The organism is Williamsia sp. MIQD14, from assembly GCF_051025635.1.
In the GTDB taxonomy this organism is placed as follows: domain Bacteria; phylum Actinomycetota; class Actinomycetes; order Mycobacteriales; family Mycobacteriaceae; genus Williamsia_A.
On record NZ_JBPFDG010000005.1, the window covers coordinates 197233 to 223363 of the forward strand.

Annotated in this window: 23 protein-coding genes and 1 riboswitch; of the genes, 6 read left to right on the plus strand and 17 right to left on the minus strand. The window is 70.2% G+C overall.

Annotated features, from left to right (window positions below; all coding sequences use genetic code 11):
* Positions 1 to 34 precede the first annotated feature (34 nt).
* Positions 35 to 3658, minus strand: a complete 3624-nt coding sequence (gene cobN / locus ACQ7HM_RS18375) for a cobaltochelatase subunit CobN (protein ID WP_434217693.1) — start codon at positions 3656 to 3658, stop codon at positions 35 to 37.
* 48 nt (positions 3659 to 3706) lie between these two features.
* A riboswitch (adenosylcobalamin (AdoCbl) riboswitch) is annotated at positions 3707 to 3796 on the minus strand.
* A 47-nt stretch (positions 3797 to 3843) separates the two neighbouring features.
* On the opposite strand from cobN, the gene cobG reads away from it, so the two are divergent.
* Genes cobG through cobJ form a run of 3 tightly spaced genes read left to right on the plus strand, consistent with a single transcriptional unit; the run spans position 3844 to position 7186 of the window.
* Positions 3844 to 5013 (plus strand): precorrin-3B synthase, encoded by a 1170-nt coding sequence (cobG, locus tag ACQ7HM_RS18380; protein WP_434217694.1) that lies wholly within the window; start codon positions 3844 to 3846, stop codon positions 5011 to 5013.
* Positions 5014 to 5021: 8 nt separating this feature from the next.
* Positions 5022 to 5645: a precorrin-8X methylmutase gene (locus ACQ7HM_RS18385; protein ID WP_434217970.1), complete on the plus strand. Its 624-nt coding sequence runs from the start codon at positions 5022 to 5024 to the stop codon at positions 5643 to 5645.
* Positions 5642 to 7186 (plus strand): precorrin-3B C(17)-methyltransferase, encoded by a 1545-nt coding sequence (gene cobJ / locus ACQ7HM_RS18390; protein ID WP_434217695.1) that lies wholly within the window; start codon positions 5642 to 5644, stop codon positions 7184 to 7186. Before ACQ7HM_RS18385 ends, cobJ begins: the two co-directional genes overlap by 4 nt.
* On the opposite strand, the gene ACQ7HM_RS18395 is transcribed toward cobJ, so the two are convergent.
* From ACQ7HM_RS18395 to ACQ7HM_RS18410, 4 genes are read right to left on the minus strand one after another with little or no spacing between them, the layout of a single operon-like run.
* Complete coding sequence (locus ACQ7HM_RS18395; RefSeq protein WP_434217696.1) at positions 7171 to 7953, minus strand: cobalt-precorrin-6A reductase; 783 nt, start codon at positions 7951 to 7953, stop codon at positions 7171 to 7173. The two genes, cobJ and ACQ7HM_RS18395, sit on opposite strands and share 16 nt — an antisense overlap.
* On the minus strand, positions 7940 to 8701 hold the full coding sequence (gene cobM, locus ACQ7HM_RS18400) for a precorrin-4 C(11)-methyltransferase (RefSeq protein ID WP_434217697.1): 762 nt from the start codon (positions 8699 to 8701) through the stop codon (positions 7940 to 7942). Before cobM ends, ACQ7HM_RS18395 begins: the two co-directional genes overlap by 14 nt.
* The gene (cbiE, locus tag ACQ7HM_RS18405; protein ID WP_434217698.1) at positions 8698 to 9909 is read right to left on the minus strand and encodes a precorrin-6y C5,15-methyltransferase (decarboxylating) subunit CbiE; all 1212 of its coding nucleotides are present in this window, start codon (positions 9907 to 9909) and stop codon (positions 8698 to 8700) included. The genes cobM and cbiE overlap by 4 nt, the downstream gene beginning before the upstream one ends.
* Complete coding sequence (locus ACQ7HM_RS18410; RefSeq protein WP_434217699.1) at positions 9906 to 10694, minus strand: SDR family NAD(P)-dependent oxidoreductase; 789 nt, start codon at positions 10692 to 10694, stop codon at positions 9906 to 9908. The genes cbiE and ACQ7HM_RS18410 overlap by 4 nt, the downstream gene beginning before the upstream one ends.
* 259 nt (positions 10695 to 10953) lie before the next feature.
* Here ACQ7HM_RS18410 and ACQ7HM_RS18415 point away from each other — a divergent pair, with 259 nt between their 5' ends.
* Both ACQ7HM_RS18415 and ACQ7HM_RS18420 read left to right on the plus strand, forming a co-directional pair.
* Positions 10954 to 11370 (plus strand): pyridoxamine 5'-phosphate oxidase family protein, encoded by a 417-nt coding sequence (locus ACQ7HM_RS18415; protein ID WP_434217700.1) that lies wholly within the window; start codon positions 10954 to 10956, stop codon positions 11368 to 11370.
* Entirely contained in the window at positions 11367 to 11747 is a 381-nt protein-coding gene (locus tag ACQ7HM_RS18420) for a ribosomal protein L7/L12 (RefSeq protein WP_434217701.1), read from the plus strand. The genes ACQ7HM_RS18415 and ACQ7HM_RS18420 overlap by 4 nt, the downstream gene beginning before the upstream one ends.
* Positions 11748 to 11769: 22 nt before the next feature.
* Here the strand turns inward: ACQ7HM_RS18420 and ACQ7HM_RS18425 are convergent, their stop codons facing one another.
* Complete coding sequence (locus tag ACQ7HM_RS18425) at positions 11770 to 12885, minus strand: M24 family metallopeptidase (protein ID WP_434217702.1); 1116 nt, start codon at positions 12883 to 12885, stop codon at positions 11770 to 11772.
* Positions 12886 to 12979: 94 nt separating this feature from the next.
* Here ACQ7HM_RS18425 and ACQ7HM_RS18430 point away from each other — a divergent pair, with 94 nt between their 5' ends.
* A complete protein-coding gene (locus tag ACQ7HM_RS18430) occupies positions 12980 to 13927 on the plus strand; it encodes a 5'-3' exonuclease (protein WP_434217971.1) in 948 nt (315 codons plus the stop codon).
* 27 nt (positions 13928 to 13954) lie between these two features.
* Here the strand turns inward: ACQ7HM_RS18430 and ACQ7HM_RS18435 are convergent, their stop codons facing one another.
* The 11 genes from ACQ7HM_RS18435 to dop form a co-directional block, all read right to left on the minus strand.
* Positions 13955 to 14749, minus strand: coding sequence for a DUF4333 domain-containing protein (locus tag ACQ7HM_RS18435; protein ID WP_434217703.1), 795 nt, complete (start codon positions 14747 to 14749; stop codon positions 13955 to 13957).
* A gap of 122 nt (positions 14750 to 14871) precedes the next feature.
* Positions 14872 to 17667, minus strand: a complete 2796-nt coding sequence (locus tag ACQ7HM_RS18440; RefSeq protein ID WP_434217972.1) for a DEAD/DEAH box helicase — start codon at positions 17665 to 17667, stop codon at positions 14872 to 14874.
* Positions 17668 to 17731: 64 nt separating this feature from the next.
* Positions 17732 to 18682 carry a twin-arginine translocase subunit TatC gene (tatC, locus tag ACQ7HM_RS18445; RefSeq protein WP_434217704.1) on the minus strand — a complete coding sequence of 317 codons (951 nt, stop codon included), beginning with the start codon at positions 18680 to 18682 and terminating at the stop codon, positions 17732 to 17734.
* Positions 18683 to 18815: 133 nt separating this feature from the next.
* A complete protein-coding gene (gene tatA, locus ACQ7HM_RS18450) occupies positions 18816 to 19088 on the minus strand; it encodes a Sec-independent protein translocase subunit TatA (RefSeq protein ID WP_434217705.1) in 273 nt (90 codons plus the stop codon).
* 81 nt (positions 19089 to 19169) lie between these two features.
* Positions 19170 to 20186, minus strand: a complete 1017-nt coding sequence (locus tag ACQ7HM_RS18455) for a helix-turn-helix transcriptional regulator (protein ID WP_434217706.1) — start codon at positions 20184 to 20186, stop codon at positions 19170 to 19172.
* Positions 20183 to 21175 (minus strand): helix-turn-helix transcriptional regulator, encoded by a 993-nt coding sequence (locus ACQ7HM_RS18460; RefSeq protein ID WP_434217707.1) that lies wholly within the window; start codon positions 21173 to 21175, stop codon positions 20183 to 20185. Before ACQ7HM_RS18460 ends, ACQ7HM_RS18455 begins: the two co-directional genes overlap by 4 nt.
* 26 nt (positions 21176 to 21201) lie before the next feature.
* On the minus strand, positions 21202 to 22560 hold the full coding sequence (pafA, locus tag ACQ7HM_RS18465) for a Pup--protein ligase (protein WP_434217708.1): 1359 nt from the start codon (positions 22558 to 22560) through the stop codon (positions 21202 to 21204).
* A 90-nt stretch (positions 22561 to 22650) separates the two neighbouring features.
* Positions 22651 to 23421 carry a proteasome subunit alpha gene (gene prcA, locus ACQ7HM_RS18470; RefSeq protein ID WP_434217709.1) on the minus strand — a complete coding sequence of 257 codons (771 nt, stop codon included), beginning with the start codon at positions 23419 to 23421 and terminating at the stop codon, positions 22651 to 22653.
* On the minus strand, positions 23418 to 24287 hold the full coding sequence (gene prcB / locus ACQ7HM_RS18475) for a proteasome subunit beta (protein WP_434217710.1): 870 nt from the start codon (positions 24285 to 24287) through the stop codon (positions 23418 to 23420). The genes prcA and prcB overlap by 4 nt, the downstream gene beginning before the upstream one ends.
* The gene (locus ACQ7HM_RS18480; RefSeq protein ID WP_253663189.1) at positions 24284 to 24478 is read right to left on the minus strand and encodes a ubiquitin-like protein Pup; all 195 of its coding nucleotides are present in this window, start codon (positions 24476 to 24478) and stop codon (positions 24284 to 24286) included. Before ACQ7HM_RS18480 ends, prcB begins: the two co-directional genes overlap by 4 nt.
* A 139-nt stretch (positions 24479 to 24617) precedes the next feature.
* Positions 24618 to 26117 (minus strand): depupylase/deamidase Dop, encoded by a 1500-nt coding sequence (gene dop / locus ACQ7HM_RS18485; RefSeq protein ID WP_434217711.1) that lies wholly within the window; start codon positions 26115 to 26117, stop codon positions 24618 to 24620.
* Positions 26118 to 26131 lie beyond the last annotated feature (14 nt).

A 26131-nucleotide genomic window follows, 5' to 3' on the forward strand; every position in this document is an offset into this window, starting at 1 on the left:
TCTCCCGGATTGCCGGTCACCGTCGGTGAACCGTCTACTCGTCGCCCTCGATGTTGCCCTCGGTCTCGAGGAACACCTGCTGCAGTTGTGCGAGCAGTTCCGGCGGTGGCTGCGACCACAGCTCCCGTCCGGCTGCCTCGAGGAGTCGTTCGGCGATCCCGTGCAGCGCCCACGGGTTCGACTCGGCCATGAACTTCCGATTCGTCTCGTCGAGCACGTAGGTCTCGGTGAGCTTCTCGTACATCCAGTCCTGCACCACACCGGTGGTGGCGTCGTACCCGAAGAGGTAGTCGACGGTGGCGGCCATCTCGAACGCGCCCTTGTACCCATGCCGTCGCATGGCGTCGAGCCACCGCGGGTTGATGACCCGAGCCCGGAACACGCGGGCGGTCTCCTCGGCCAGCGTCCGGGTACGCACCGACTCGGGTCGGGTGCTGTCGCCGATGTAGGCCTCGGGCGATCTCCCGGTCAGCGACCGCACGGTGGCGACCATGCCGCCGTGGTACTGGAAGTAGTCGTCGGAATCGGCGATGTCGTGTTCGCGGGTGTCGGTGTTCTTCGCCGCGACCGCGATCCGCCGGTACGCCGTCCGCATGTCGTCGGCCGCCGGGACGCCGTCGAGGCCACGGCCGTAGGCGAAGCCGCCCCACGTCGTGTACACCTCGGCGAGGTCGGTGTCGCTGCGCCAGTTCTTGCTGTCGACGAGCTGCAACAGGCCTGCGCCGTACGACCCGGGCTTGGAGCCGAAGATGCGGGTGGTCGCGCGGCGTTCGTCGCCGTGGTCGGCGAGATCGGCCTGCGCGTGGGCCCGCACGAAGTTCTTCTCGTGCGGCTCGTCGAGATCGGCGACGAGGCGCACGGCGTCGTCGAGCATCGCCAGCACATGGGGGAACGCGTCGCGGAAGAAGCCGCTGATGCGCACGGTGACGTCGATGCGGGGCCGGCCGAGCTCGTCGAGTCCTATCGGTTCGAGCCGGACCACCCGACGCGACCCCTCGTCCCACACCGGCAGCACGCCCAGCAGGGCGAAGACCTCGGCGATGTCGTCGCCGGAGGTCCGCATGGCGCTGGTGCCCCAGATCGACAGACCCACCGACTGCGGGTACTCGCCGTGATCGGTGAGGTAGCGGTCGACGAGGGACTCGGCCATCAGCTGGCCGGTCTCCCATGCCAGACGCGACGGGATCGCCTTGGGGTCGACGGAGTAGAAGTTCCGACCGGTCGGCAACACGTTGACGAGTCCGCGCAGGGGCGACCCGCTGGGACCGGACGGGATGAACCCGCCGTTCAGCGCGTGCAGGATGCGGTCGACCTCGCCGTCGGTCTGTCGCAGCCGCGGCACGACCTCGGTCGCCGCGAACTCGAGGATGCGTGCCACGGTCTCCCGCTGCGTCGCGTCCTCGATGGTCGTGACGACGGCCTCGACGGCCTCGACCGCCCAGTCGGCGTCGGCCATCGCGACGATGAGGTCGCGTGCGCGGACCTCGATCTCGTCGACACGTCCGCGGACCTCGTCGCCGTCCTCGCTCAGGCCGAGTGCCTCGCGCAGGCCCGGCACGCTGCGCTCCCCGCCCCACATCTGTCGGGCCCGCAGCATCGCGAGCACCATGTCGATCTCGGACTCACCGCGCGGCGCCTCGCCCAGGATGTGCAGGCCGTCGCGGATCTGGACGTCCTTGATCTCGCACAGCCAGCCGTCGACGTGCAACAGCATGTCGTCGAACACCTCTTCGGCCGGACGTTCCTCCAGTCCGAGGTCGGTGTGCATCTGGGCCGCGGTCATCAACGTCCAGATCTGCTGACGGATCGCGGGCAGCTTCACCGGGTCGAGGGTGGTGATGTTGGAGTGCTCGTCGAGGAGTTGCTCGAGGCGGGTGATGTCGCCGTAGCTCTCGGCGCGCGCCATCGGCGGGATCAGGTGATCGACGAGTGTCGCGTGTGCCCGACGCTTGGCCTGGGTGCCCTCGCCGGGGTCGTTGACCAGGAACGGGTAGATCAGCGGCAGGTCGCCGAGCGCGGCGTCGGTGCCGCACGACGCCGACATGGCCAGCGTCTTGCCGGGCAGCCACTCGAGGTTGCCGTGCTTGCCGATGTGGACGATCGCGTCGGCGCCGAAGCCGCCGCGGTCGGCGGGTGCGGCCACCCACCGATAGGCGGCGAGGTAGTGGTGGGACGGCGGCAGATCGGGGTCGTGATAGATCGCGATGGGGTTCTCGCCGAATCCGCGCGGCGGCTGCACCATCAGCAGGACGTTCGCGAACTGCAGTGCGGCGATGACGATCTCGCCGTCGGGGTCCGACGAGCGGTCGACGTAGAGCTCGCCGGGTGGCGGTCCCCAGTGGTCGACGACGCGGGCACGGAAGTCCTCGGGCAGCGTCGCGAACCACTCGCGGTACAGCGACGCCGAGATGCGGACGGGATTGCGTTCGAGCTGCTCCGCGGAGAGCCAGTCCGGATCCTGTCCCCCGGCCTCGATGAGCGCGTGGATGAGCGCGTCGCCGTCACCGGCGGCCAGGCCGGGCACCGCGTCTGCACCGTCCTCGGGACCCATGTCGTATCCGGCGGCGCGCATCGCACGCAGCACCCCGATCGTGCTGGCGGGGGTGTCGAGTCCGACGGCGTTGCCGATGCGTGCGTGCTTGGTCGGATACGCCGACAACATCAGGGCGACGCGCTTGTCGGCGGGCGCGATGTGGCGCAGACGTGCGTAGCGGGTCGCGATACCGGCCACGCGGGCACACCGCTCGGGGTCGGGCACGTACGTGCTCAGTCCCTCGGCGTCGATCTCCTTGAACGAGAACGGGACGGTGATGATCCGGCCGTCGAACTCGGGTACCGCGACCTGCGTGGCGACGTCGAGCGGGGTCATGCCGTCGTCGCCGTCGGCCCACTGCGCCCGACTGCTGGTCAGGCACAGACCCTGCAGGATCGGCACGTCGAGGGCGGCGAGTTCGGCGACGTCCCAGGCCTCGTCGTCGCCTCCGGCGGTCACGCCCGCCGGCCGGGTCCCACCCGCGGCGAGCACCGTGACGACCATCGCGTCGGCCGCACGCAGCGTGTCGAGCAGTTCCGGTGGTGCGGCACGCAACGACGCGCAGAAGATCGGGAGCGGACGGGCACCGTGGGCGACGATCGCATCGCAGAGCGCGTGGATGTAGCCGGTGTTCCCGGACAGGTGCTGCGCCCGATAGAAGAGCACCGCGACGGTCGGCCCGTCCACGTCGGTGTGGTCGCGGTCGAGGAGTCCCCAGGTGGGGGTGGACTGCGGCGGCGCGAATCCGTGACCGGTCAGCAGCACGGTGTCGGACAGGAACCAGCTCAGCTGCAGCAGGTTCTCGGGTCCGCCCTCGGCGAAGTACTGGTGGGCCTGCGAGGCGACGTTGGCGGGCACGGTGGACAGCTCCATCAGCGCCGCGTCGGGCGCCATCTCCCCGCCGAGCATCACCAGGGGTACGCCGGAGGACAGGACCGTGGCCACGCCCGACTCCCACATCTGCCGCCCACCGAGGATGCGCACGACGACGAGGTCGGCGGCCTCGAGCATCGCCGGGAGGTCGTCGGTGACGCTGATGCGGTTGCAGTTCGCCCAGGTGTAGTCGCCACCGGAGGATCGCGCACTGGACAGGTCGGTGTCCGAGGTGGACAGCAGCAGGATCACAGGTGGTGCCTCCCTGGGGGTCTCGCGCCCCGGTGGTGTGGGTCTTCTGGAGAGCGGATCGGGTCTGACTTCCTGCGTCGCCGCAGGTCACAGTGGCGCGACCGCACCGGGTTCACACCGGTTTCCGCACCGCTCTCCTGGGAGACGATACGGGCCCGTTCGCCCACGGTCGTACCGTGGACGCCGTGACCACGCCGCCCGACCCCACCGCGCGGATCCGCGCCGACGACGCCTGCCCCGGCGCCCTGTCGCTGCACCAGGCCGCCGACGGGCCGCTGGCGCGGGTCCGGCTGCCCGGCGGTGTGCTGACCCCGGCCCAGCTCGCCGTGCTCGCCACCGCGGCCGACGAGCTGTCGACCGGCGAGCTCGAACTCACCAGCCGTGGGAACGTGCAGCTCCGGGCGGTACGGGACCCCGAGGAGCTGGCGCAGCGGCTCGCCGATGCCGGACTGCTCCCGTCGGAGACCCACGAACGGGTGCGCAACATCCTCGCCTCGCCGCTCGCCGGCCGGGTGGGTCCGGGACCCGACGTCGCGGGCATCGTCACCGATCTCGACGCCGGGCTGCGCGCCGACCCCGACCTCGCGGACCTGCCCGGACGGGTGCTGTTCGCCGTCGACGACGGGTCCGGCGACGTCACCGGGCTCGGTCCCGACATCGGTGTCCACGCGCTCGGCGGTGATCGGTTCGCGCTGGTCCTCGCGGGCGCCGACACCGGGGTCCGTGTCGCCGCCGACATGGCGGTCGCGACGATGCTGGGCGCGGCCCGCGCTTTCGGCCGTCTCCGCGATCGACACTGGCGGCTCGCGGAGCTGCCCGACGGGGTCGTGGCCGTGCTCTCCGACGTCGGTCTGCCCGCCGCCACCGATCCGGTCGAGCTCGGGAGCGTGGGCTCGGCGCCCGTGGGCTGGTTCGCCCAGTCCGACGGCCGCGTCGCGCTGGGCGCGGTCCTGGCCCACGGGATCCTCCCCGCGCGGGTGGCGGCCGTTCTCGCGGCCGTCGAGAAGCCGGTCATCGTGACCCCCTGGCGGTCGATCGTGTTGGTCGACCTCACCGAGGACGAGGCCGAGGCGGTGGTGCGCGTGCTGGCGCCGATGGGGCTGATCTTCGACGCGAACTCGCCGTGGGCGCAGGTCAGTTCCTGCGTGGGATCTCCCGGGTGCGCGAAGTCGAACGCCGACGTCCGCACCGATCTGGAGTTCGCCGTCGACGCCGGTACGGCGGGCCGCGAGGGGCGTGAGCACTGGGTCGGCTGCGGCCGTGCCTGCGGCAGCCCGCACTCCGAGCACCTGCGGGTCACGGCGACGGGCGAGGGATACGACGGTCAGAGGGTCGACGGCCCGCGGCTATCGTGAGTGCCGACATGTACTCCTACATCCACGACGGCGCCGAGATCTACCGGCAGTCGTTCGCGACCATCCGTGCCGAATCCGACCTGTCGGCGTTCGACGACGACACCGAGACCGTCGTCGTCCGGATGATCCATGCGTGCGGGCAGACCGACCTCACCACCGACGTCGTCGCCACCGGAGGTGTCGTGACCGCGGCGCGGACGGCGCTGCGCAACGGCGCGCCCATCCTGTGCGACGCGACGATGGTCGCCTCCGGCGTCACCCGCCGGCGCCTCCCGGTCGACAACGACGTCGTGTGCCTGCTCGGTGACCCGCGGACCCCGCCGCTCGCCGAACAACTGCACACCACCCGCACCGCGGCCGCGGTCCACCTGTGGGAACCGATGCTCGAGGGTGCGGTCGTCGGGATCGGCAACGCCCCCACCGCCCTGTTCGCGCTGCTCGAGCAGATCGATGCGGGCGGTCCGCGGCCGGCCGCGATCGTCGGCGCCCCGGTCGGGTTCATCGGTGCCGTGGAATCGTGTGCGGCGCTGGCCGAGCGGACCGATCTGGAGTTCATCACCGTCCTCGGTCGCCGTGGCGGGTCGGCGATCACGGCCGCGGCCCTCAACGCGTTGGCGAGTCCGGTCGAGTGAGCGCCGATCACACCGGTCCGGGGTCGGGTGCCGGAAAGCTGTGGGGTGTCGGCCTCGGACCCGGCGACAGCGAGCTGGTCACGGTGAAAGCCGCGCGCATCATCGGCGACGCCGATGTCGTCGCGTATCACTCTGCGCGCCACGGCCGTTCGATCGCACTGGGTGTCGCGACCCCGTACCTGCGCGAGGGGCAGGTCCACGAGAAGCTGGTGTACCCGGTCACCACGGGTACCACCGACCATCCGGGCGGCTACCGCGGGGCGCTCGAGGAGTTCTACACCGAGTCGGCGGCGAGATTGGCCGTCCACCTGCGTGCGGGCCGGACGGTTGCCCTTCTCGCCGAGGGTGATCCGCTGTTCTACAGCAGCTACATGCACATGCACAAGCGCCTTGTCGCCGAGTTCGACACCGAGATCGTCCCCGGCGTCACCTCGGTGAGCGCGAGCACCGCCGCCGTCGGTATCCCGTGGGTCGAGGCCGACGAGACCACCACCGTGTTGCCCGGGACCATGGGGCGCGACGAACTGGTGCGCCGACTGCGCGACAGCGACGCGGTGGCCATCATGAAGCTCGGTCGCACCTTCCCCACCGTCCTCGAGGCGCTGGAGACGGCGGGCCTCGCCGACCGCGCGTGGTACGTCGAGCGGGCGTCGACGACCACGCAGCGGGTGGTTCCGGTCCGCGAGGTGGACCCGACCTCGGTGCCGTACTTCTCGATGATCGTGGTGCCCGGCGTGATCAACGGTGTCGTCAACCACGCCGGCTCCTCCCCCGCGGCGGCAACCGATCCCGTCGGTGGCGAGGTGGTGGTGGTCGGCCTGGGTCCGGGAGCGCAACGGTGGACCACGCCGGAGGTGCTCGACGAGCTCGCGCGCGCCACCGACATCGTCGGCTACAAGACCTACCTCGCCCGAGTGTCCCCGCGCCCCGGACAGCGCATGCACGCCAGCGACAACCGTGTGGAGTCCGAACGGGCCTGTATGGCACTCGATCTCGCTGCCGCCGGCGCCCGTGTGGTCGTGGTGTCCTCCGGTGATCCGGGTGTGTTCGCGATGGCCTCGGCCGTGGTCGAGATGTCAGCGGAGTCGCCGTGGACCGGGGTCACCGTGCGCGTGGTGCCGGGCGTGACCGCGGCGAACGCGGTCGCCGCTGCCGTCGGTGCACCTCTGGGGCACGACTACGCCGTCATCTCTCTGTCCGATCGCCTCAAGCCCTGGGACACGATCGAGCACCGCATCCGCGCCGCGCTGGCCGCCGATCTCGTGATCGCGATCTACAACCCCGGTTCGGCCAGCCGTACCTGGCAGGTCGAGGCGCTGCGCTCGATCCTGCTGACCGAGGTCGGCCCCGATCGTCCCGTGATCGCCGGTCGCGATGTCGGTGGACCGGAACAGTCGGTGTCGATGACCACCGTCGGTGACCTGGACCCCGCGAGCGTCGACATGCGGACGCTGCTGATCATCGGCTCGTCGACGACGCGGGTCGTCGACCGGCCCGCCGGCGCCGCCGTGTTCACCTCACGCCGCTACGGCGACGACTGACGGGTCGACACCTGTCCGGCAATCGCCGCGCGGACCGCGAGCACCGCGTCGTCGACCGACGTGACCGCGTGTCCTCGGTCGGGCGGTGCGGGCCGTTGCACCATCACCACCTCGACACCGAGATCGGCCGCCGCGCGCAGCTTCGCACTCGTCAGCGCACCGCCGCTGTTCTTGGTGACCAGTGTGTCGATCTGGTTGGTGCGCATGATCTCTCGCTCGTCGTCGAGACGGTAGGGCCCGCGGCTGCGCAGAACCCGATGTCGGTGCGGAAGGGGGCCGGTCGGCGGGTCGACCACGCGGATGAGGAACCACGAGTCGTCGATACCGGCGAACTCGTCCACGTCCTGACGGCCGGTCGTGAGGAAGACGCGACGGACACGCGTGCCCACGTGCGCGGCGGCCTCACCGATGTCGGCGACGACGGTCCAGTGGTCGTCGGGGCCCGGCGTCCACGGCGGACGTCGTAGCGAGATCAGCTGCGCACTGGTGGCGGTCGTGGCCTCGGCGGCGTTGCGCGAGATCTGCTGGGCGAAGGGGTGGGTCGCGTCGACCACGGTGGTGCACCGGTGTCGGGTCAGCCAGGTCGCGAGCCCGTCCGCACCGCCGAACCCACCGATGCGGACCTCACCGACCGGGAGTGCCGGATCGCTGACCCGGCCGGCCAGCGACGACACGCACGCGATCTTCTCGGCGACCAGAGCTGCCGCGAGTTCTCGCGCCTCGCCGGTGCCGCCGAGGATGAGCACCGGGGGCTCAGTGGCCGTCACCGGCCACCTTCGTCATCCGCGCCTGCGAGTACAGATAGCTGTCGGGGAAGCCCGATGCGGCGAGGACCCGTCCGACGAACACGACTGCGGTGCGCACGATCCCGGCCTCGGTGGTGCGGGCGGCGAGATCGGCGAGTGTGCACCGGACGATCTGTTCGTCGCCACGGCTCGCGAATGCCACCACGGCACAGGGACAGTCGGCGCCGTAGTGGTCGAGGAGGTCGGCCCGGACCTGCTCGATGCGGTGCGCGGCGAGGTGCAGGGCCAGCGTGACCCGCGACGCAGCCAGCTCGGCGAGTGTCTCGCCGTCGGGCATGTCGGTCGACAGCGTGGAGACGCGGGTGATCAGCAGCGACTGTCCGACGCCGGGAACGGTGAGCTCCCGTCCGAGTGAGGCGGCCGCGGCGGCGAAGGCCGGGACGCCGGGCACGATCACGTGATCGATCCCGATCGCGTCGAGGGCTCGGATCTGTTCGGCCACCGCCGAGTACAGCGACGGGTCGCCGGAGTGCAGACGGGCGACGTCGTGGCCGGCCCGATGTGCGGTGGCGATGTGGTCGACGATGTCGGCCAGCGGCATCCGTGCGGAGTCGATGAGCACGGCGTCGGACGGGCAGTGTTCGAGCATCTCGGCGGGCACGAGCGAGCCCGCGTAGAGACACGTCCCGCACCGGGAGAGGATCTCCGCTCCGCGCAGGGTGATGAGATCGGCGGCGCCGGGGCCGGCTCCGATGAAGTACACGGTCACGACGTCTCCTCCGGTTTGACCGCCGACCACTGGGTGACCGGCAGGATGGGACGCCACGTCGTCATGGTCCCGAGAGCGGCCGCGTGGTCGAGGTGGATGCGGCGCAGGTCGCCGCCGAGGCTCCGCTGCCGGTCGAGCACCAACATCTCGGACTCGAGGGTGACGGCGTTGACGACCAGACGCGAGCCGGGCGCCAGCGCGTCCCAACAGGTCTCGATCATGCCCGGGACGGTCACGCCGCCACCGACGAACACCGCGTCGGGTCGCGGGGCGTCGTGCAGGGCCGCCGGTGCCTCGCCCACGATCTGGAGTCGTGCGGTGACGCCGAGCCGAGCGGCGTTGCGCGCGATGCGTTCCCGTCGCCCGGGATCGGTCTCGAACACCACGGCACGAGCGGTGGGCTCGGCGACCAGCCATTCGCAGGACACCGATCCGGCGCCGCCACCCACGTCCCACAGCATCTCGTGGGGTGCGGGCCGCAGCAGGGCGAGCGTGAGTGAGCGGACCCCGGACTTCGTCAGCTGTCCGTCGGAGTCGAAGTCGGCGTCGGGACGACCGGGTGCGGTGCTGACCTTCGGGCCGCGACACGAGACGGCGACCACGTTGAGGTCCTGCCCCGGCGGCCGTCCCCAGTCGGTGGCATCGGCGGACGCGGACGCCTCGTCGTCACCGCCGAGGCATTCGAGCACCGTGACGGTCGAGGCGCCGAACCCGTTGTCGCGCAGAATCGTGGCGACTGCCGCAGGGGTGTTCGCGTCGCGGCTCAACAGCAGCAGGCGTACGCCGTCGCTGACGTGGGCGAGGATGGTCTCGACCGGATCGGTGACGAGGCTGACGACCTCGGTGCGGGCGAGGTCCCACCCCAGGCGCGCCGCGGCGAGCGATGCGCTCGACACCGCAGGGATCACGCGGACCCGTTCGGCGCCGAGGAGTCCGACGATCGTGGCGCCCACGCCGTGGAACATCGGGTCACCGCTGGCGAGGACGTGCAGCGGTCGCGACGGCGGGTCGGCCAGCAGCGCGCGAAGATCGGCGAGCATGGGGGTCGACCACGCACGGGTGCGCGCCGACAGGTCGGGCAGCAGGTCGAGTTGTCGCCGGGAACCGGCGATCGTCGTGGCGCCGGTCAGTTCGTCGTGCGCGATCGGTGACAACCCGCGCCAGCCGTCGGCGCCGATCCCCACCACCACGACGTCGGGTACGGTCATCGCGGCATGCGACGCCAGATCGGCTGCGGCAGCAGCTTCATCACGAAGAACGCCGGGCGGATGGCCCACGGGATCCACACCGTGGACCGCCCGCGCCGCAGCGCGCGCACGACGGCGTCGGCGACCTGGTCGGGGGTGCTCGACATCGGTGCGGGTTGCACGCCCGAGGCCATCAGGTCCTTCGTCATCGCCCCGACGACGAAGCCGGGTCGGGCGAGCAGCAGGTGTACGCCGGTGTCGTGGAGGGCGTCGGACAGGCCCGAGGCGAACCCGTCGAGGCCGGCCTTGGTGGAGCCGTAGACGTAGTTCGCGCGACGCACTCGCACGCCGGCCACCGAGGAGAAGACGATGATCGCGCCGGCGTCGCGTGCGCGCATCGTCGCGGCGAGCGGGGTGAGCACGCTGATCTGTGCGAGGTAGTCGGTGTGGGCGATCTGCAGGGCGTGCGCGACGTCGGTCTCGGCGCGGGCCTGATCGCCCAGGATCCCGAACGCGACGACGGCCACGCCGATCGGGCCGTGGCGTGCGATCACCGACTCGATGAGCGCGGGGTGCGACGCGGTGTCGTCGGCGTCGAAGGCAACGGTGTGGACCTCGCGGGCACCGGCCGCCAGGACCGCGGCGGTCTCGGCCTCCAGGTCGTCGGGTCGCCGAGCCGCGAGCACCACCACGGCGCCGGCGGCGATGCGTGTCGCGACGGCCAGGCCGATCTCGCTGCGCCCGCCGAACAGCAGCACGACACCATCGGTGTCGGGTCTTTGACGTCGCTGAGCCACGTCGGTCATTGTCCCATCCCTCCGATCGCGCCTGCGACCGCCGCCGACCGTGCCGACATCAACCGGCGACTGCGCCACAGTTCTCCCCCATCGAGAATCATCGACGGCATCCGATGGCGTGAACGGTGTCGGCACGTGTCAACGCGCGGTTCGAGATCGACTCTCGGCACGGTGGGCGGGGACTTTCGGCACGGTGGGCGGGGAGTTTCGGCACGCTCGGCGGAGAACGGTCGCTCACTCGTTCCGAGGCCGCGGATAGGCTCGACGGGTGCCCCGTACCGCAGCTGATCTGTCCCCCGCCGCCCTGGAGTTCCTCACCGATCGCCACCTGGCCAGTCTCACCACGCTGCGTGCCGACAACACCCCGCACTCGGTGGCCGTGGGGGTCACGTTCGAACCGGAGCGCTCGTTGGCACGGGTCATCACGTTCGAGGGCAGCCAGAAGGTCCGCAACGTCGACCGGGGCGGGTACGCCGCGGTGACCCACGTCGACGGGCCGCGGTGGCTCACCCTGGAGGGTCCCGCGCGGATCAGCCGCGACGCAGACGACATCGCCGAGGCGGTCCGCCGCTACGCCCTGCGGTACCGGCAGCCGAAGGTCAACCCCCGCCGCGTCGTCATCGAGATCGAGGTGACCCGCGTGCTCGGATCGCAGTCGCTGTTCGCCGAGGACGCCACGGCGTGACCCGACGGCGCGAACTGCTCCACACGAGCGCGGGCGTCGTCTTCGGTGTCGCGGTCGTCTACCTCGCCGCCTGCTACGTGTTCGACGCGGTCGACAGACCCTCGGTCTACCGGGTGGTGCTCGCCGTCGTGGCGGTGGCCCTCGCGGTCGGGACGTGTGTGAACGGCTATCGACGGATGACCGGTCGGAGCCGACCAGCGCTCGCCTACCCGCGCGTCAACCCCGCGACCGTGCCGTTCGACGACGTCGTCGCGGTGACCACGGCGACCGACGACCGGATCGAAGCGATCCGTCACCTGCGCGAGGCGCATCCCGGGCTGGGACTCAAGGACGCCAAAGATCTCGTCGACGAGGTGCTGGCCCGCCCGGATCTGTGACCAACCGAGCCCTGTAGACCCCTCAGACGCGGGTCAACCCGTGCGGCCGGGTGTTCATGGGCTCGCACCCGTCGGCGGTCACGACCACGATGTCCTCGATGCGTGCACCCCACTCGCCGGTGAAGTAGATCCCCGGCTCGACGCTGAACGCCATTCCCTGCAGCAGTGGTTCGTCGCTGCCGGCGACGATGTAGGGCTCCTCGTGCACCGACAACCCGATGCCGTGGCCGGTGCGATGGATGAAGTTGTCGCCGTACCCGGCGGCGGCGAGGACGTCGCGGGCGGCGGCGTCGATCTGGTGCGCGGTGACGCCGGGCGCGACAGCGTCGACCGCGGCCTGTTGCGCCCGTTCGAGGACCGCGATGCGTTCGGCGATCGACGGGTCGGGCTCACCGACGCAGTAGGTCCGGGTGGAATCGGAGTTGTACCCCGGCGCCACCGGTCCGCCGATGTCGACCACGACCACGTCGCCGTCGGCGATCACCCGGTCGGACACCTCGTGGTGGGGGTCGGCGCCGTTGGGTCCCGATCCGACGATGACGAACGCCGCCTCGGTGTGTCCCTCCTCGAGGATCGCGGCGGTGATGTCCGCGGCGACGTCGCGCTCGGTGCGCCCGGCGAGCAGCCAATGCGGGACCCGCGCGTGCACCCGGTCGATCGCGGCGCCCGCGCGTCGCAGCGCCTCGATCTCGGCGTCGTCCTTGACCATCCGCAGCGTGCGCAGGATCGGCGTCGCCAACCGCGGGAACGACTGCAGGCGGTCGGCGAGGGGGATCAGGTGCAGCGCGGGCACCGAGTCGGAGACCGCGACCGTCGCGTCGTCGGCCAGTCCCCGCAGGGCGAGTGCGTAGGCGTCCTCCCCGTCGACCCAGTCGCGGGTCTCGATCCCCAACTCCCCCACCGCCGAGGCGCGGAGCGCGGCGAGTTCGAGGCGCGGCACCACCACCCAGGCGGCCCCGACAGCGGGGACGATCAGCGCGGTGAGGCGTTCGAACGTGCTCGCCCGCGACCCCGTCAGGTACTCGAGATCCGGTCCGGGGCCCACGATCACGGCGTCGACACCGGCTCGTCCGGCGTGGGCCGCGACACCGGCCAACCGCTCGGCGTAGACGTCTGCGGGGAAACGGTGATCGGTCATGACCTCACCGTAGGTCACCGCCCGACGGCTCGTGGATCGCTGCCCCGCGAGCGCACCGTGATCTGGCACAGTGTCGTCCATGGCTGCCCCGGTGATGCTGCTCGACGGTGCGAGTCTGTGGTTCCGCGCGTTCCACGGACTCCCCGAGAAACTGACCGCGCCCGACGGGCGACCGGTCAACGCCGTCCGCGGATTCGTCGACATGATCGCCGTACTGGCCACGCGCGAGTCACCACGCCGGCTCATCGTGTGCCTCGACTACGACTGGCGTCCGCAGTTCCGGGTCGACCTCATCCCCTCCTACAAGGCGCACCGCGTCGCCGAGACCGTGCCTGCCGCCGACGGCGAGGAGTTCGTCGAAGAGGTTCCCGACACCCTCACCCCCCAGGTCGAGATGATCATGTCCGTCCTCGCCGCCGCCGGGATCGCGTCGTCGGGGGCGCCGGGATGTGAGGCCGACGACGTGATCGGGACCCTGGCCGACACCGAGACCGACGACCCCGTCGTGGTCGTCAGCGGCGACCGCGATCTGTTGCAGGTCGTCGTCGACGACCCGGTCGAGGTGCGCGTCCTCTACGTGGGTCGTGGCGTGAACCGCGCGGAGAAGTTCGGTCCCACCGAGGTGGCCGAGGTCTACTCGGTACCCCCGCAGCGCCCCGGAACCGCGTACGCCGAGCTCGCGATCCTGCGTGGTGACCCCTCCGACGGGCTACCCGGGGTGGCGGGCGTCGGTGAGAAGACAGCCGCGAAGTTGTTGGCGCAGTTCGAGACCCTCGACGGTGTCGAGGCGGCGGCACAAGCGGGCGACAAGGCGATCTCGCCGCGCATCCGGGCATCCATCGTCGATGCGGCGGACTATCTCGCCGCGGCGCGCACGGTGGTCTTCGTCCGGACCGACGCGCCCGTCGACGGTGACACCGTGGGCCCGGTGCCGTCGGCGCCTGCCGATCCGGATGCACTCGCGGCCCTCGTCGCCGAGCTGGGCATCGGGTCGTCGATCAACCGCATGGCCGAGGCCTTCGGGTGGGACGAACGCTTCTGAGCAGTCTCGGGGGAGCCGGCCTGCGCATCAGTTCGCGCTGGGGCGTCCGACCTCGTAGGTGCCGTCGTCGTCGAGGAAGGTCGCGGTCACCTTCTGCTGCGCTCCGGCGACGGTCGCCGTGCAGGTGAAGGTGGCACCCTTCTTCACGTCGGTGCCCGACGGGCAGTTGACCGACGACACGTCGGTCGCGCTGTAGTCCTTCTCGAGGATCGATTTCACGCCCGACTCGGCGGCCGACTGCGACAGCTGCTTGGTGAGCGCGAAACCCGGTGCGACGAAGGCGGTGATGGCGACGACCACGACGATCACGGCCACGAGACCGCCGATGACGGCCAGCTGGATGGGCCGACGGTTGCGCGGTGCGCGGTTCATCGACGCGAACTGGTCGCCGTCCTGACCGGTGGGCGCGGTCTGCTGCGGGGCGCCGTAGGGCTGCTGACCGTACTGGGGTGTCCACGGGGCGGACGGGTTCTGCGGTCCCCCCTGGTATGGATCGGTGTACCCCGGCGCCCCGAACCCCTGCTGGGCGTAGCCCTGCTGTTCGTACCCCGGTGCGCCGTAACCCTGACCGCCGGACGGAGGTGCACCGTAGCCGGCGCCTTGTGGCGGACCGTAGGGTCCCGAGCCGTAGCCCTGCGCGGGCCCGGAGTACGGGTTCTGACCGTAGGGGTTCGCCTCAGGGGCGTTCTGGCCGTAAGGATTCGGGTTCGAGGGGTAGGGCTGACCGGAGGCGGGTGGTCCCCACGGTTGTGCGCCGGGCGCGTCGTCACCGGGTCGCTGTCCCCCGGCATTCTGCCCGCCGGGGTTCTGGGGGTCGCTCATCGGTGCCCTCCGCAAGTCGATACGTGTGCGCGACGATGCTCCACCGCCGGTGCTCCGGTCCGAAGATACCGCACACCCCGGTCGTCACCGGGGACCCCGCACGCACGCCCCGCGGGGTCTGATCAGCCGAGTTCGACCGCGACGACGCCGCGTTTTATGCACCCGACGGCCGATTTCGCCGACCGGGCCAGACGTCCCTCGGCGCCGGCGCTCATCCGGATCTGTTCGAGCAGATCGATGACCTGTCGGGACCACCGGACGAAGTCGCCGGCCGGTAGCGGCCGCCCACGTTCCCCGGCGACGGCCAACGCCTCGCCGAGCGACCGTCCCGACGCCCAGGTGTACATCGCGGTCGCGAACCCGGCGTCGGGCTCGCGGGTGACGCCGACACCGTGGCGGTTCTCCAAGGCCGACAACGTCCGCCACTGCTTGTGGGTCGCCGAGAGGGTCTCGCGCAGGGTCGGGTTGCCGGTGACGAGATCGGGTCCGGAGTAGGTGTCGCGCCGCGACTCGTAGACCACCGACGACACCACCGCGGCCAGCTCCGGTGGTGTCAACGCGTCCCACACACCGGCACGGATGCACTCGCAGATCAGGAGGTCGCTCTCGCTGTAGACGCGGCTCAGAGTCGACCCGGACTCGGTCACCACCATCCGCGCGGCGCCCTCGGGGTCGGTGTCGGCCAGCAGGTAGCCGAGTTCGGTCAGCACGGCAACGATGCGATCGAAGGTGACACTCAGCGTCGAGGTCCGCGTGTCGACCGACGACGTGAGGTTCGTGATCTCGCGCAGCGACCGGTTACGCCGCTCGGCCAGCCGGAACAGCTCGTCATGGCTCGACAGCTCATGAGCCGGGTGTGCCCGCAGTCGCGCTCGCAGATCGGCCAGTTCGCCGTCGTCGGCGGCCGGGGACCGCTTGGTGTTGCGGCCCTTGGGCACCGTCAGGCCGGTGTTGCGCAGCGACGACGCCAGATCACGTCGTCCCCGACCCGTGCGGTGGTCGACCTGCCGCGGCAGTCGCATGTTGCCGACGACCTCGGGTGGGTTGAGGAAGTCCGACACCCCGACCCGGCCGGCCCACCCGTCCTCGCACAGGACGAGGGGTTTGGGGTCGCGGCGGTCATTGGCCGGCTCGATCACCACGGCCAGTCCACGGTGCCTGCCGCCGTAGAGGCCGATCACGTGGCCGCGTTTGAGGCCGAACAGCTCGTCGACGGTGTTGGCCTGCAGGGTCATCCGTTTATGGAACTTCAGATCCCGTTCGCGGGTGCGGATGTCCTCACGCAGGGTCATGTACCCGAGGAACCCCTCGTACGCCGACGCGTCGCCGACCGGTTCGTCGGGTGCGAGGCGGCCGGGGTCGATACCGAGACCGCTTGCGCGGCCCACGAGTTCGGTGTCGATCTTGCGCAGGATGGTGCGCGCCTTGTCGATCTGGCGGTGCTGGCCGACCACCGATCGGTCGGTCTGGAACTGCGCGAAGGACCGTTCGAGGAGATTCTTGGCACCGGCCAACCCGAGGCGACCGATGAGGTTGATGGCCATGTTGTATTCGGGGGCGAAGGAACTGCGCAGCGGGAACGTGCGCGCACCGGCCAGGCCCGCGACCCGCGTGGGGTCGAGCCCGGGCATCCACACGACCACCGCGTGGCCCTCGACGTCGATGCCGCGGCGACCGGCGCGGCCGGTCAGCTGCGTGAACTCGCCGGGGGTCAGGTCGACGTGCGACTCGCCGTTGAACTTGACCAGTCGCTCGAGCACCACCGACCGGGCCGGCATGTTGATCCCCAGCGCGAGGGTCTCGGTCGCGAACACCGCGCGGACCAGCCCGCGGACGAACAATTCCTCCACCGCGTGCCGGAACGCCGGCAGCATCCCTGCGTGGTGGGCGGCCAGACCGCGACGCAGGCCGCTCTCCCAGCTGTCGACCTTGAGGATCTCGCGGTCCGACGGCGAGAACTCGCCGGTGTAGCGGGCGACGACCTCGGCGACCTGCTCGGCCTGGTCGGGCTCGAGGAGGTTCAGCCCGGACCGCACGCACTGTTCGAGCGCGGCCTCACATCCCGCGCGGGAGAAGATGAACCCGATCGCCGGGAGCAGGCCGTCGCGGTCGAGGCGGGCGATGAGATCGGGCCGGGAGATGGTGCCGGTCGGGCGCCCACGCTGCGGCCGACCACCCGCACCGCGGCCGCTGTGCGCGCGCTGATGGTCCTCCACCATCTCGCGCTGCTTGATGTGGCGTGTCAGTTCGCCGTTGACCTGCGGGCGCTCGCCGGGGCGGATGCGCTGATCGAACAGGTCGAAGATGCGGTTGCCGACCATCATGTGCTGCCACAGCGGGATCGGCCGGTGGTCGTCGACGACGACGGTGGTGTCACCGCGCACGGTCTTGATCCAGTCCCCGAACTCCTCGGCGTTGCTCACCGTCGCCGACAGGCTGACCAGCTTCACGTCGGGATCGAGGTGCAGGATCACCTCCTCCCACACCGCGCCGCGGAAGCGGTCGGCGAGGAAGTGCACCTCGTCCATCACGACGTGGGACAGACCGTCGAGCGCGGGCGAGTTCGCGTAGATCATGTTGCGGACGACCTCGGTGGTCATCACCACGATCGGTGCGTAGGGGTTGATCGAGCTGTCACCGGTCAGCAGACCGATGGAGTCGGCGCCGTGCACCGCGACGAGGTCGGCGTACTTCTGATTGCTCAGCGCCTTGATCGGGGTCGTGTAGAAGCATTTGGTCCCGGCCTGCAGCGCGAGGTGGACGGCGAACTCGCCGACGATGGTCTTGCCCGCACCGGTCGGCGCGCACACCAGCACGCCGTGTCCGTCCTCGAGCGCCGCGCACGACTCCCGCTGGAACGGGTCGAGGGAGAACGACAGGCGGTCGGTGAACTCACGCAACCGTGGCCGCTCGGCCATCTCGACGGCCGCGGCACCGGTGTCGGGGCCCCAGGGGGTGTCGTCGTCCCAGGGTCCGGCGGCCTCAGAGGATGTCATCGAACTCACCCGCGCGCACCGGCGCCGGGGTGTGGGTGACCGTCGAGGCCCCGACCTTCTCCGGTCGATGGTCCAGCGGTGAGGCCTCGTCATCGTCGAGGTTCCCCCAGTCCTCGCCGAGGCGGCGGGCCTTGCGGCGGTCGTGGATGCGGGCGAACTGCACCGCGAACTCGAAGAGCACGGTGAGCGCGAGAGCGAGCGCCAGCATGGTGAACGGATCCGAACCGGGGGTCACCACGGCGGCGAAGACGAACAGGCCGAAGGTGAGACCGCGCCGCCATGCCTTGAGGCGCTCGTAGGTCAGGATCCCGATGAGGTTGAGCGCGACCACCAGCAGCGGGAGTTCGAAACTCACGCCGAAGATGACGAGCAGGTGGAGGATGAAGTTGAAGTACTGGTCGCCGGCGAGCGCGGTCACCTGCACGTTGTCACCGACGGTGAGCAGGAAGTGGAAGGCCTTGGCGACCACCAGGTAGGCCAGGATGGACCCGGTGACGAACAGGGTCGCGGCCACGGCGACGAACCCCATGCCGTAGCGGCGCTCGTTCTGGTGAAGACCCGGGGTGATGAACTGCCAGATCTGGAAGAACCAGATGGGACAGGCCAACACGACCCCGGCGGTGAGACCGACCTTGAGTCGCAGCATGAACTGGTCGAACGGGCCGGTCGCGAGGAGTCGGCACTCGTCGCCCGGCGTCAGCGTCGCACGGGCGCTGTCGGGCAGAGCGCAGTACGGTCCGCGCAGCAGTTCACCGAGGGATTCGATGTGCAGGAACCCATAGGAGTACCAGACGAATCCGATGATGGTGGTCAGGGCGATCGCGAGCACCGAGATGAGCAGTCGGCGACGCAGTTCGTAGAGGTGCTCGACGAGCGACATGGTGCCGTCGGGATTGACCTTCACACGTCGACGGCGTGGATCAAGGGGAATGCGCACGGTGCGGGTCTCGGTTCCTCACGTGACGATCGGTGGCGGCTGCGACGGTGGCGTCGCAGACGGCGGTACACCGGTTCGCCGGGTGTCCCCGGCGCGGTCGGACGACGAGGACGTCAGCCGACCGTCGTCACGATCAGGCGCTACGACGCTGGGAGTCGGTCTCGTGCGTCGTGTCGGTGGGCGACGGCGGCGTGATCTGACGCGGGGTCACGTCGGCGTCGGACTCGTCGGACTTCGTCTCGGCGGAGGAGTCCTTGCCGTCGTTCTGCATCTCCTTCACCTCGCTCTTGAAGATGCGCATCGACCGACCCAGACCGCGGGCGGCGTCCGGGAGCTTCTTCGATCCGAACAGGATCAGGAACACGATCACCACGATGATGATGTGCCACGGCTGGATTGCACCCATGTCAAGACCTCCGGAGTTGGTTGCTGCCGATGCTACCGGACATCCCACGGGCGACAGTGGGACGACGGCCGAGCCGCCGCGTCACGGGGTGGTCGACTCGTAGGCGGCCAGCGCGTCAACGGCGCGGCGGGTGACCTCGCCGGCGGCCGCGGGTGCGTTCACCAGGCGGATACGGCCACCGAAGCCCAGTACGAATCGGGTGAGCCAGTCCTCCGAGCCATACGTCATCCGTGCCTGCACGGGGGTGTCGGGTGCGCTCTCCCCCACCTCGTCGAGCGGCTCGATCAGGTAATAGTCCATCACCCACACCACCGACGGATCGATGGTGATCAGGGCCGTGGGGAGCTGCGGGTCGGCGTTGAACAGTGCGAGGGTGGTCTCGGGATCGGTCTCGTCGGGGACGGTCGCCGGTTCGTCGAGCACCTTCGCCTCGTCCACGCGGTCGAGACGGAACAGGCGGATGCCCGCACTCTGCCGGCACCACGCCTCGAGATAGCTGTTCCCGTCGACGGCGACTATCCGGATCGGGTCGACGATGCGCTCGGACACCGCGTCCCGCGACGCCGAGTAGTACCGGATCCACACCGCGCGCGACGCGAGGACGGCGTCGCGGATCGCGGCCACCGGCGCGGACACGTCGGCGTGTGCTGTCGTGTCCTCTGCTCCCGCCGACTCCCCCGTTCCGGTCGACCCGGCCGCGTCGGTGGCACCGGGATCGCGGGAACTGCCGACGGCCCGTTCGACCTTCGCGATCGCCCGGCGCGCGGCGTCGGGGTCGAGCACGCCGCGCATGTCGATGAGGGCACGCAGCGCCACCAGCAGGACCGAGGCCTCGGTCGGGGTGAGTCGCAGGGGACGGTCGATGCCGGCGGAGAACGTGACCTGGATGCTCTCCTCGCTGAAGTCGAGGTCGATGAGGTCACCCGGGGTGTAGCCGGGCAGACCGCACATCCACAGCTGGTTCAGGTCGGCCATGACCTCCTTCGGCGTCACGCCGAGATCGGCCGCGGCCTCGTCGGCGCTCGTCCCCGGATGGGCGAGGAAGTACGGGACCATCGCCAGCAGGCGGCTCAGACGCGACGGCGCGGCGGCGGTCATGCCGTCACCTCGGCTGCGAGCACGCGGAGATCCGCGACCACCCGGTCGCGCAGCTCGGCGGGTTCGAGCACGACCGCGTCGGCGCCGACCCCGAGGACCTGACGCGCCAACGACTCGACTGACCACCCCTCGATCCGCAGGGCCGAGCCGCTGCGTCCGCCGAGATCGCGCGGCTCCGACGACACCGCCGACCGGCGCAGGCCCTCCGCCCGACCGTCGGCCACCCAGACCGTGGCCGATCCGGTGTGGGCGCCGTCGCCGAAACCGACGGCCGCGGCCACCACCTCACGGAGGTCGAGGCCCTCGGGACGGTGCACGACCTGATCGGTCTCGACCACCGGCTCGGAGATGCGGGACAGCCGGAAGGTACGGGTCTCCCCGCGTTCGAGGTCATGGCCCACCACGTACCAGCGGCCCCGGTGGGTCACGACACCCCACGGCTCGAGTCGACGGGTCGTCGCCGGGCGGGTTCGGGTCGGCCGGTGTTCGAAGGTGACGCCGCGGCCGTGGTCGATCGCGGCGAGCAGTGCGGCGAGTACGGCCTCGGATCCCATCGACCGGGGTGCGGCGCTGTGCACGCCGACGTCGAGCGCGGAGTCGGCGCCCAGTTCGACACCGCCGGCGCGGAGTTTGAGCAGGGCGCCACGCGCGGCGGCGGCCATCGTCGGGGTGTCCCAGAGGGCGGCGGCCATGGTCACCGCCGCGGCCTCGTCGCGGTCGAGGGAGATCGCGGGTAGCTCGTAGGCATCGCGGTTGATGCGATACCCGTCGGTGTCGCTGAACGCCGAGTCACGACCGGTCTCCAGCGGGATGCCGAGGTCGCGCAGCTCGGTCTTGTCGCGCTCGAACATCCGGTTGAACGCCTCGACGGTCTTCGGCTCGCCGTAGCCGGTGACGCTGCTGCGGATCTGCTCGGCCGTCACGAACCGGGGGCTCGCCAGCAGGCAGATCACCAGGTTCATCAGACGTTCGACTTTGGTGGTGGCCATCATCGAAAGCCTAGGACACCGGGGACCTACATCGACGCAATCAGGCGGTCGACTCGCTCGTCGACGTTGCGGAACGGGTCCTTGCACAGCACGGTGCGCTGGGCCTGGTCGTTGAGCTTGAGGTGCACCCAGTCGACGGTGAAGTCGCGGCCCGCCTTCTGGGCCGCCGAGATGAAGTCGCCACGCAGTTTCGCGCGGGTGGTCTGCGGGGGCTCGTCGACGGCGGCGGCGATCGCCTCGTCGGTGGTGACCCGCTTGACCAGACCCTTCCGGGAGAGGAGGTCGAAGACGCCGCGCCCGCGTTTGATGTCGTGGAACGCGAGATCGAGCTGGGCGATCTTCGGATCCGACATGTCCATGTCGTAGCGGTCGATGTAGCGCTGGAAGAGCTTGCGCTTGATGACCCAGTCGATCTCGGTGTCGACCGAGGAGAAGTCCTGGCTCTCGACGGCGTCGAGCGTACGACCCCACAGGTCGACGACGAGGTCCATCTCGGGGTCGGGGCGTCGGTTGCGCAGATGCTCGACGGCCCGCGCGTGGTACTCGCGCTGGATGTCCAGCGCGCTGGCCTGACGACCCCCGGCCAGACGCACCGGGCGCCGACCGGTGGTGTCGTGGCTGACCTCACGGATCGCGCGGATCGGGTTGTCGAGGGCGAAGTCCCGGAACGCGACACCGGCCTCGATCATCTCCAACACCAGGGCGGCGGTGCCGACCTTGAGCATGGTGGTGGTCTCGGCCATGTTCGAGTCGCCGACGATGACGTGCAGGCGCCGGTACTTCTCGGCGTCGGCATGCGGCTCGTCGCGGGTGTTGATGATCGGGCGTGACCGGGTGGTCGCCGAGGAGACGCCCTCCCAGATGTGCTCGGCCCGCTGCGACAGGCAGTAGGTGGCGGCTTTCGGGGTCTGCAGCACCTTGCCGGCGCCGCAGATGAGCTGCCGGGTCACGAGGAACGGCAACAGCACGTCGGAGATCCGCGAGAACTCCCCGGCGCGCACCACGAGGTAGTTCTCGTGGCATCCGTAGGAGTTGCCCGCCGAGTCGGTGTTGTTCTTGAACAGGTAGATGTCGCCGCCGATGCCCTCGTCGGCCAGACGCCGCTCGGCGTCGACCAGCAACTCCTCGAGAACCAACTCGCCGGCGCGATCGTGGTTGATGAGCTGCACCAGGCTGTCGCACTCGGCCGTCGCGTACTCCGGGTGCGATCCGACATCGAGGTAGAGACGCGCACCGTTCTGCAGGAACACGTTCGACGAACGGCCCCACGACACCACCCGCCGGAACAGATACCGCGCGACCTCGTCCGGGCTCAGGCGTCGATGACCATGAAAAGTGCAGGTCACACCGAACTCGGTCTCGATGCCCATGATTCGTCGTTCCACTCGCTCAACCCTACCGGTGCAGGGGTGAGCGGGTCGGTTGCCGCCGACCGGGCCCGTCGCGTGGCAACCGACCCGGGACTCCGCGGTCCGCTACTCCGGTGCCGCTTCGCCGTCTCCGGGACCGGTCGTGGCCTCCGGTGTCGGCAGCATCGCCGCCACCGCGTCGGCCGACATGCGCCGGAACGCCCGGCGCGGCCGGTTGCGGTCCAGGGTCGCCACCTCGAGATCACCCGCGGTGAGCACGCGCGGCTCGGGTGTCGCGGCCGCGGATCCGTTGGTCGGCGCGGCGGGAGAACCCAGGGCCGCCACGGCCGTCGTCAGAGCGGTGGCGAGGTCGGCGTCGGCGACGTAGCCGTCCTTCATGGCCGTCGAGATGGCCTCGTTGGCGCCACCCATGACCAGGAAACGGGTCTCGTCGTTGATCGACCCGTCGTAGGTGATGCGGTACAGCTGAGCGGGTTTCGTGCTCCCGAACGGTCCGATCTCGGCGACGCAGAGCTCGACCTCGAACGGCTTGGCCTGCTCGGTGAACACCGAACCCAGGGAGTTGGCGTACGCGTTGGCGAGCGAGAGTCCGCTCACGTCGGCGCGGTCGTAGCTGTAACCGCGCATGTCGGCGAGCTGGATTCCCGCCTTGCGGAGGCTCTCGAACTCGTTGTACTTGCCGACCGCGGCGAACCCGATGCGGTCGTAGATCTCGGAGACCTTCCGCAACGCGTTGGACGGGTTCTCGGCCACGAACAGCACGCCGTCGGCGTAGGTCAGCACGATGACGCTGCGGCCGCGGGCGATGCCCTTGCGGGCGAGCTCCGAGCGATCGCGCATGATCTGCTCGGCACTGGCGTAATACGGGAACGTCATGCCGTCCCTCCCCACGGAGCGGCGTCGTTCGCCGCGGTTCGTTGCGCGACGACCGCTCGCGCGGCTTCCTCGATACGAGCGGCGGCGATCTCCTCGGCGCCGTCGCGGCCGACCACGACAGCGGTCGGGACGATGCGACGCACGAGATCCGGTCCGCCGGTGGCGGAGTCGTCGTCGGCCGCGTCGAACAGCGACTCGACGGCGATCGACAGCGCCGAGTCGGCGTCGAGATCGGACCGGTAGAGCTTCTTCAGGGCCGACTTCGCGAACACCGAACCCGAGCCGATGGCCTGGAACCCACCGAACTCCTCGTGCCGGTCACCGGCGACGTCGAAGGAGAAGATGCGCCCCCGACGGTTCGGGTCGGCCCCGGTGCTGTCGTCACCGTCGACGTCGTAGCCCACGAGCATCGGGATGGCGGCGAGACCCTGCATGGCCGCACCGAGATTCGAGCGGACCATCGCGGCGAGGCGGTTGACCTTGCCGTCGAGCGTGAGCGGGATGCCCTCGATCTTCTCGTAGTGCTCGAGTTCGACGGCGAACAGTCGCACCATCTCCACCGCGATTCCCGCGGTGCCGGCGATACCGGCCGCGGAGTACTCGTCGGTGACGAACACCTTGCGGATGTCGCGGCTGGCGATCATGTTGCCCGCGGTCGCGCGGCGGTCACCGGCGATCAGGACCCCGCCGGGGAAGCTGACCGCGACGATGGTGGTGCCGTGCGGGATCATGTCGGCCCCGGACGACACGGCGAACCGGTTGTCGGGCAACAGTTCCGGCGCGTTGCGTCGGAGGTGATCGGTGAACGACGAGAGGTCGCGGAACGAGGAGAGATCTCGACCGAGCGGGGTGACCGGATCGCTCACTGGCCGCCTTTCTGGACATAGGCGCGCACGAAGTCCTCGGCGTTCTCCTCGAGCACGTCGTCGATCTCGTCGAGCAGGTCGTCGGTGTCGTCGGCGAGTTTCTCGCGACGTTCCTGGCCGGCGCTCGTGTCGGGCCCGGAGCCGGAGTCGTCGTCCCCGCCACCGCTACGCCTCGTCTGTTCCTGCGCCATTGCTGCCTCCTTGAGCCTGCGATCTCACCCGGCGACACGTCGGGAAGGTCCGTAGGAACACCCTACCGGGGCGCATGTCGGAAAGGGTCGCCCACGTGGCCGACCCACCGCTACCGCGTGAGGCCGACCCCGGGCGGGCTCAGGTGGTCAGCTGGTCGACGAGTTCGGCCGCCGAGTCCACCGAGTCGAGCAGCGCCCCCACGTGGGCCTTGCTGCCCCGTAGCGGCTCGAGGGTCGGGATCCGCACCAGCGAGTCGCCGCCGAGGTCGAAGATCACCGAATCCCAGCTCGCGGCCGCGATGTCGGCGCCGAAACGCCGCAGGCACTCGCCGCGGAAGTAGGCGCGGGTGTTCTCCGGCGGCGACGACACGGCGTCCATCACCTGGGCCTCGGTGACCAGTCGCTTCATCGATCCGCGCGCGACGAGACGGTTGTAGAGACCCTTGTCGAGGCGGACGTCGGAGTACTGCAGGTCGACGAGCTGCAGTCGCGGCGCCGACCAGGCGAGACCCTCGCGGTTGCGGAAGCCCTCCAGCAGACGCAACTTGGCCGGCCAGTCGAGGATGTCCGAACACTCCATCGGGTCGCGCTCGAGGCGGTCGAGGACGTCGATCCAGGTGTCGAGGACATGCTGTGCGCGGGGGTCGTCGCCACCGCGGGTGCGGAAGAACTCGGCGCAACGCTCGTGGTAGATCCGCTGCACCGCAAGGGCGGTCATCTCCCGGCCGTCGGCGAGCGCGACGGTCTGCGTGAGGGTGGGATCGTGGCTGATCTTGTGCACCGCGGTGACGGGTCGGGCGAGTTCGAGGTCGCGCAGGTCGACCCCGCCCTCGATGATGTCGAGCACCAGCGAGGCGGTGCCCACCTTGAGATAGGTGGCGGTCTCGGCGAGGTTCGCGTCGCCGATGATCACATGCAGACGCCGGTACCGGTCGGGATCGGCGTGCGGCTCGTCGCGGGTGTTGATGATGCCGCGCTTGAGGGTGGTCTCGAGCCCGACCTCGACCTCGATGTAGTCGGCGCGCTGCGACAGCTGGAAGCCGGGGTCGTCGCCGGACTGGCCGATGCCGACCCGGCCCGAGCCGGTGAACACCTGCCGGGTGGCGAAGAACGGTGTGAGACCGGTGATCACCGAGGTGAACGGGGTGTCGCGGGCCATGAGGTAGTTCTCATGGGTGCCGTACGAGGCGCCCTTGCCGTCGATGTTGTTCTTGTACAACTGCAGTTTCGGCGCACCGGGCACGCTCGCGACATGGCGTGCCGCGGCCTCCATGACGCGCTCGCCGGCCTTGTCCCAGATGACCGCGTCCATCGGATCGGTCACCTCGGGCGCGGAGTACTCGGGGTGCGCGTGGTCGACGTAGAGCCGGGCGCCGTTGGTGAGGATCATGTTCGCCGCACCGACCTCGTCGGCGTCGATGATCGGTGCGGGACCCGACCCCCGACCGAGATCGAACCCGCGGGCGTCCCGCAGCGGCGACTCCACCTCATAGTCCCATCGCGTCCGCTTGGCCCGGGGCACCCCCGCCGCCGCGGCGTACGCGAGAACCGCCTGCGTCGAGGTCATGATCGGATTGGCGCCCGCCTCGTTGGGTGCGGAGATGCCGTATTCGACCTCGGTGCCGATGATTCGTTGCATGCCCCGAGCCTAGA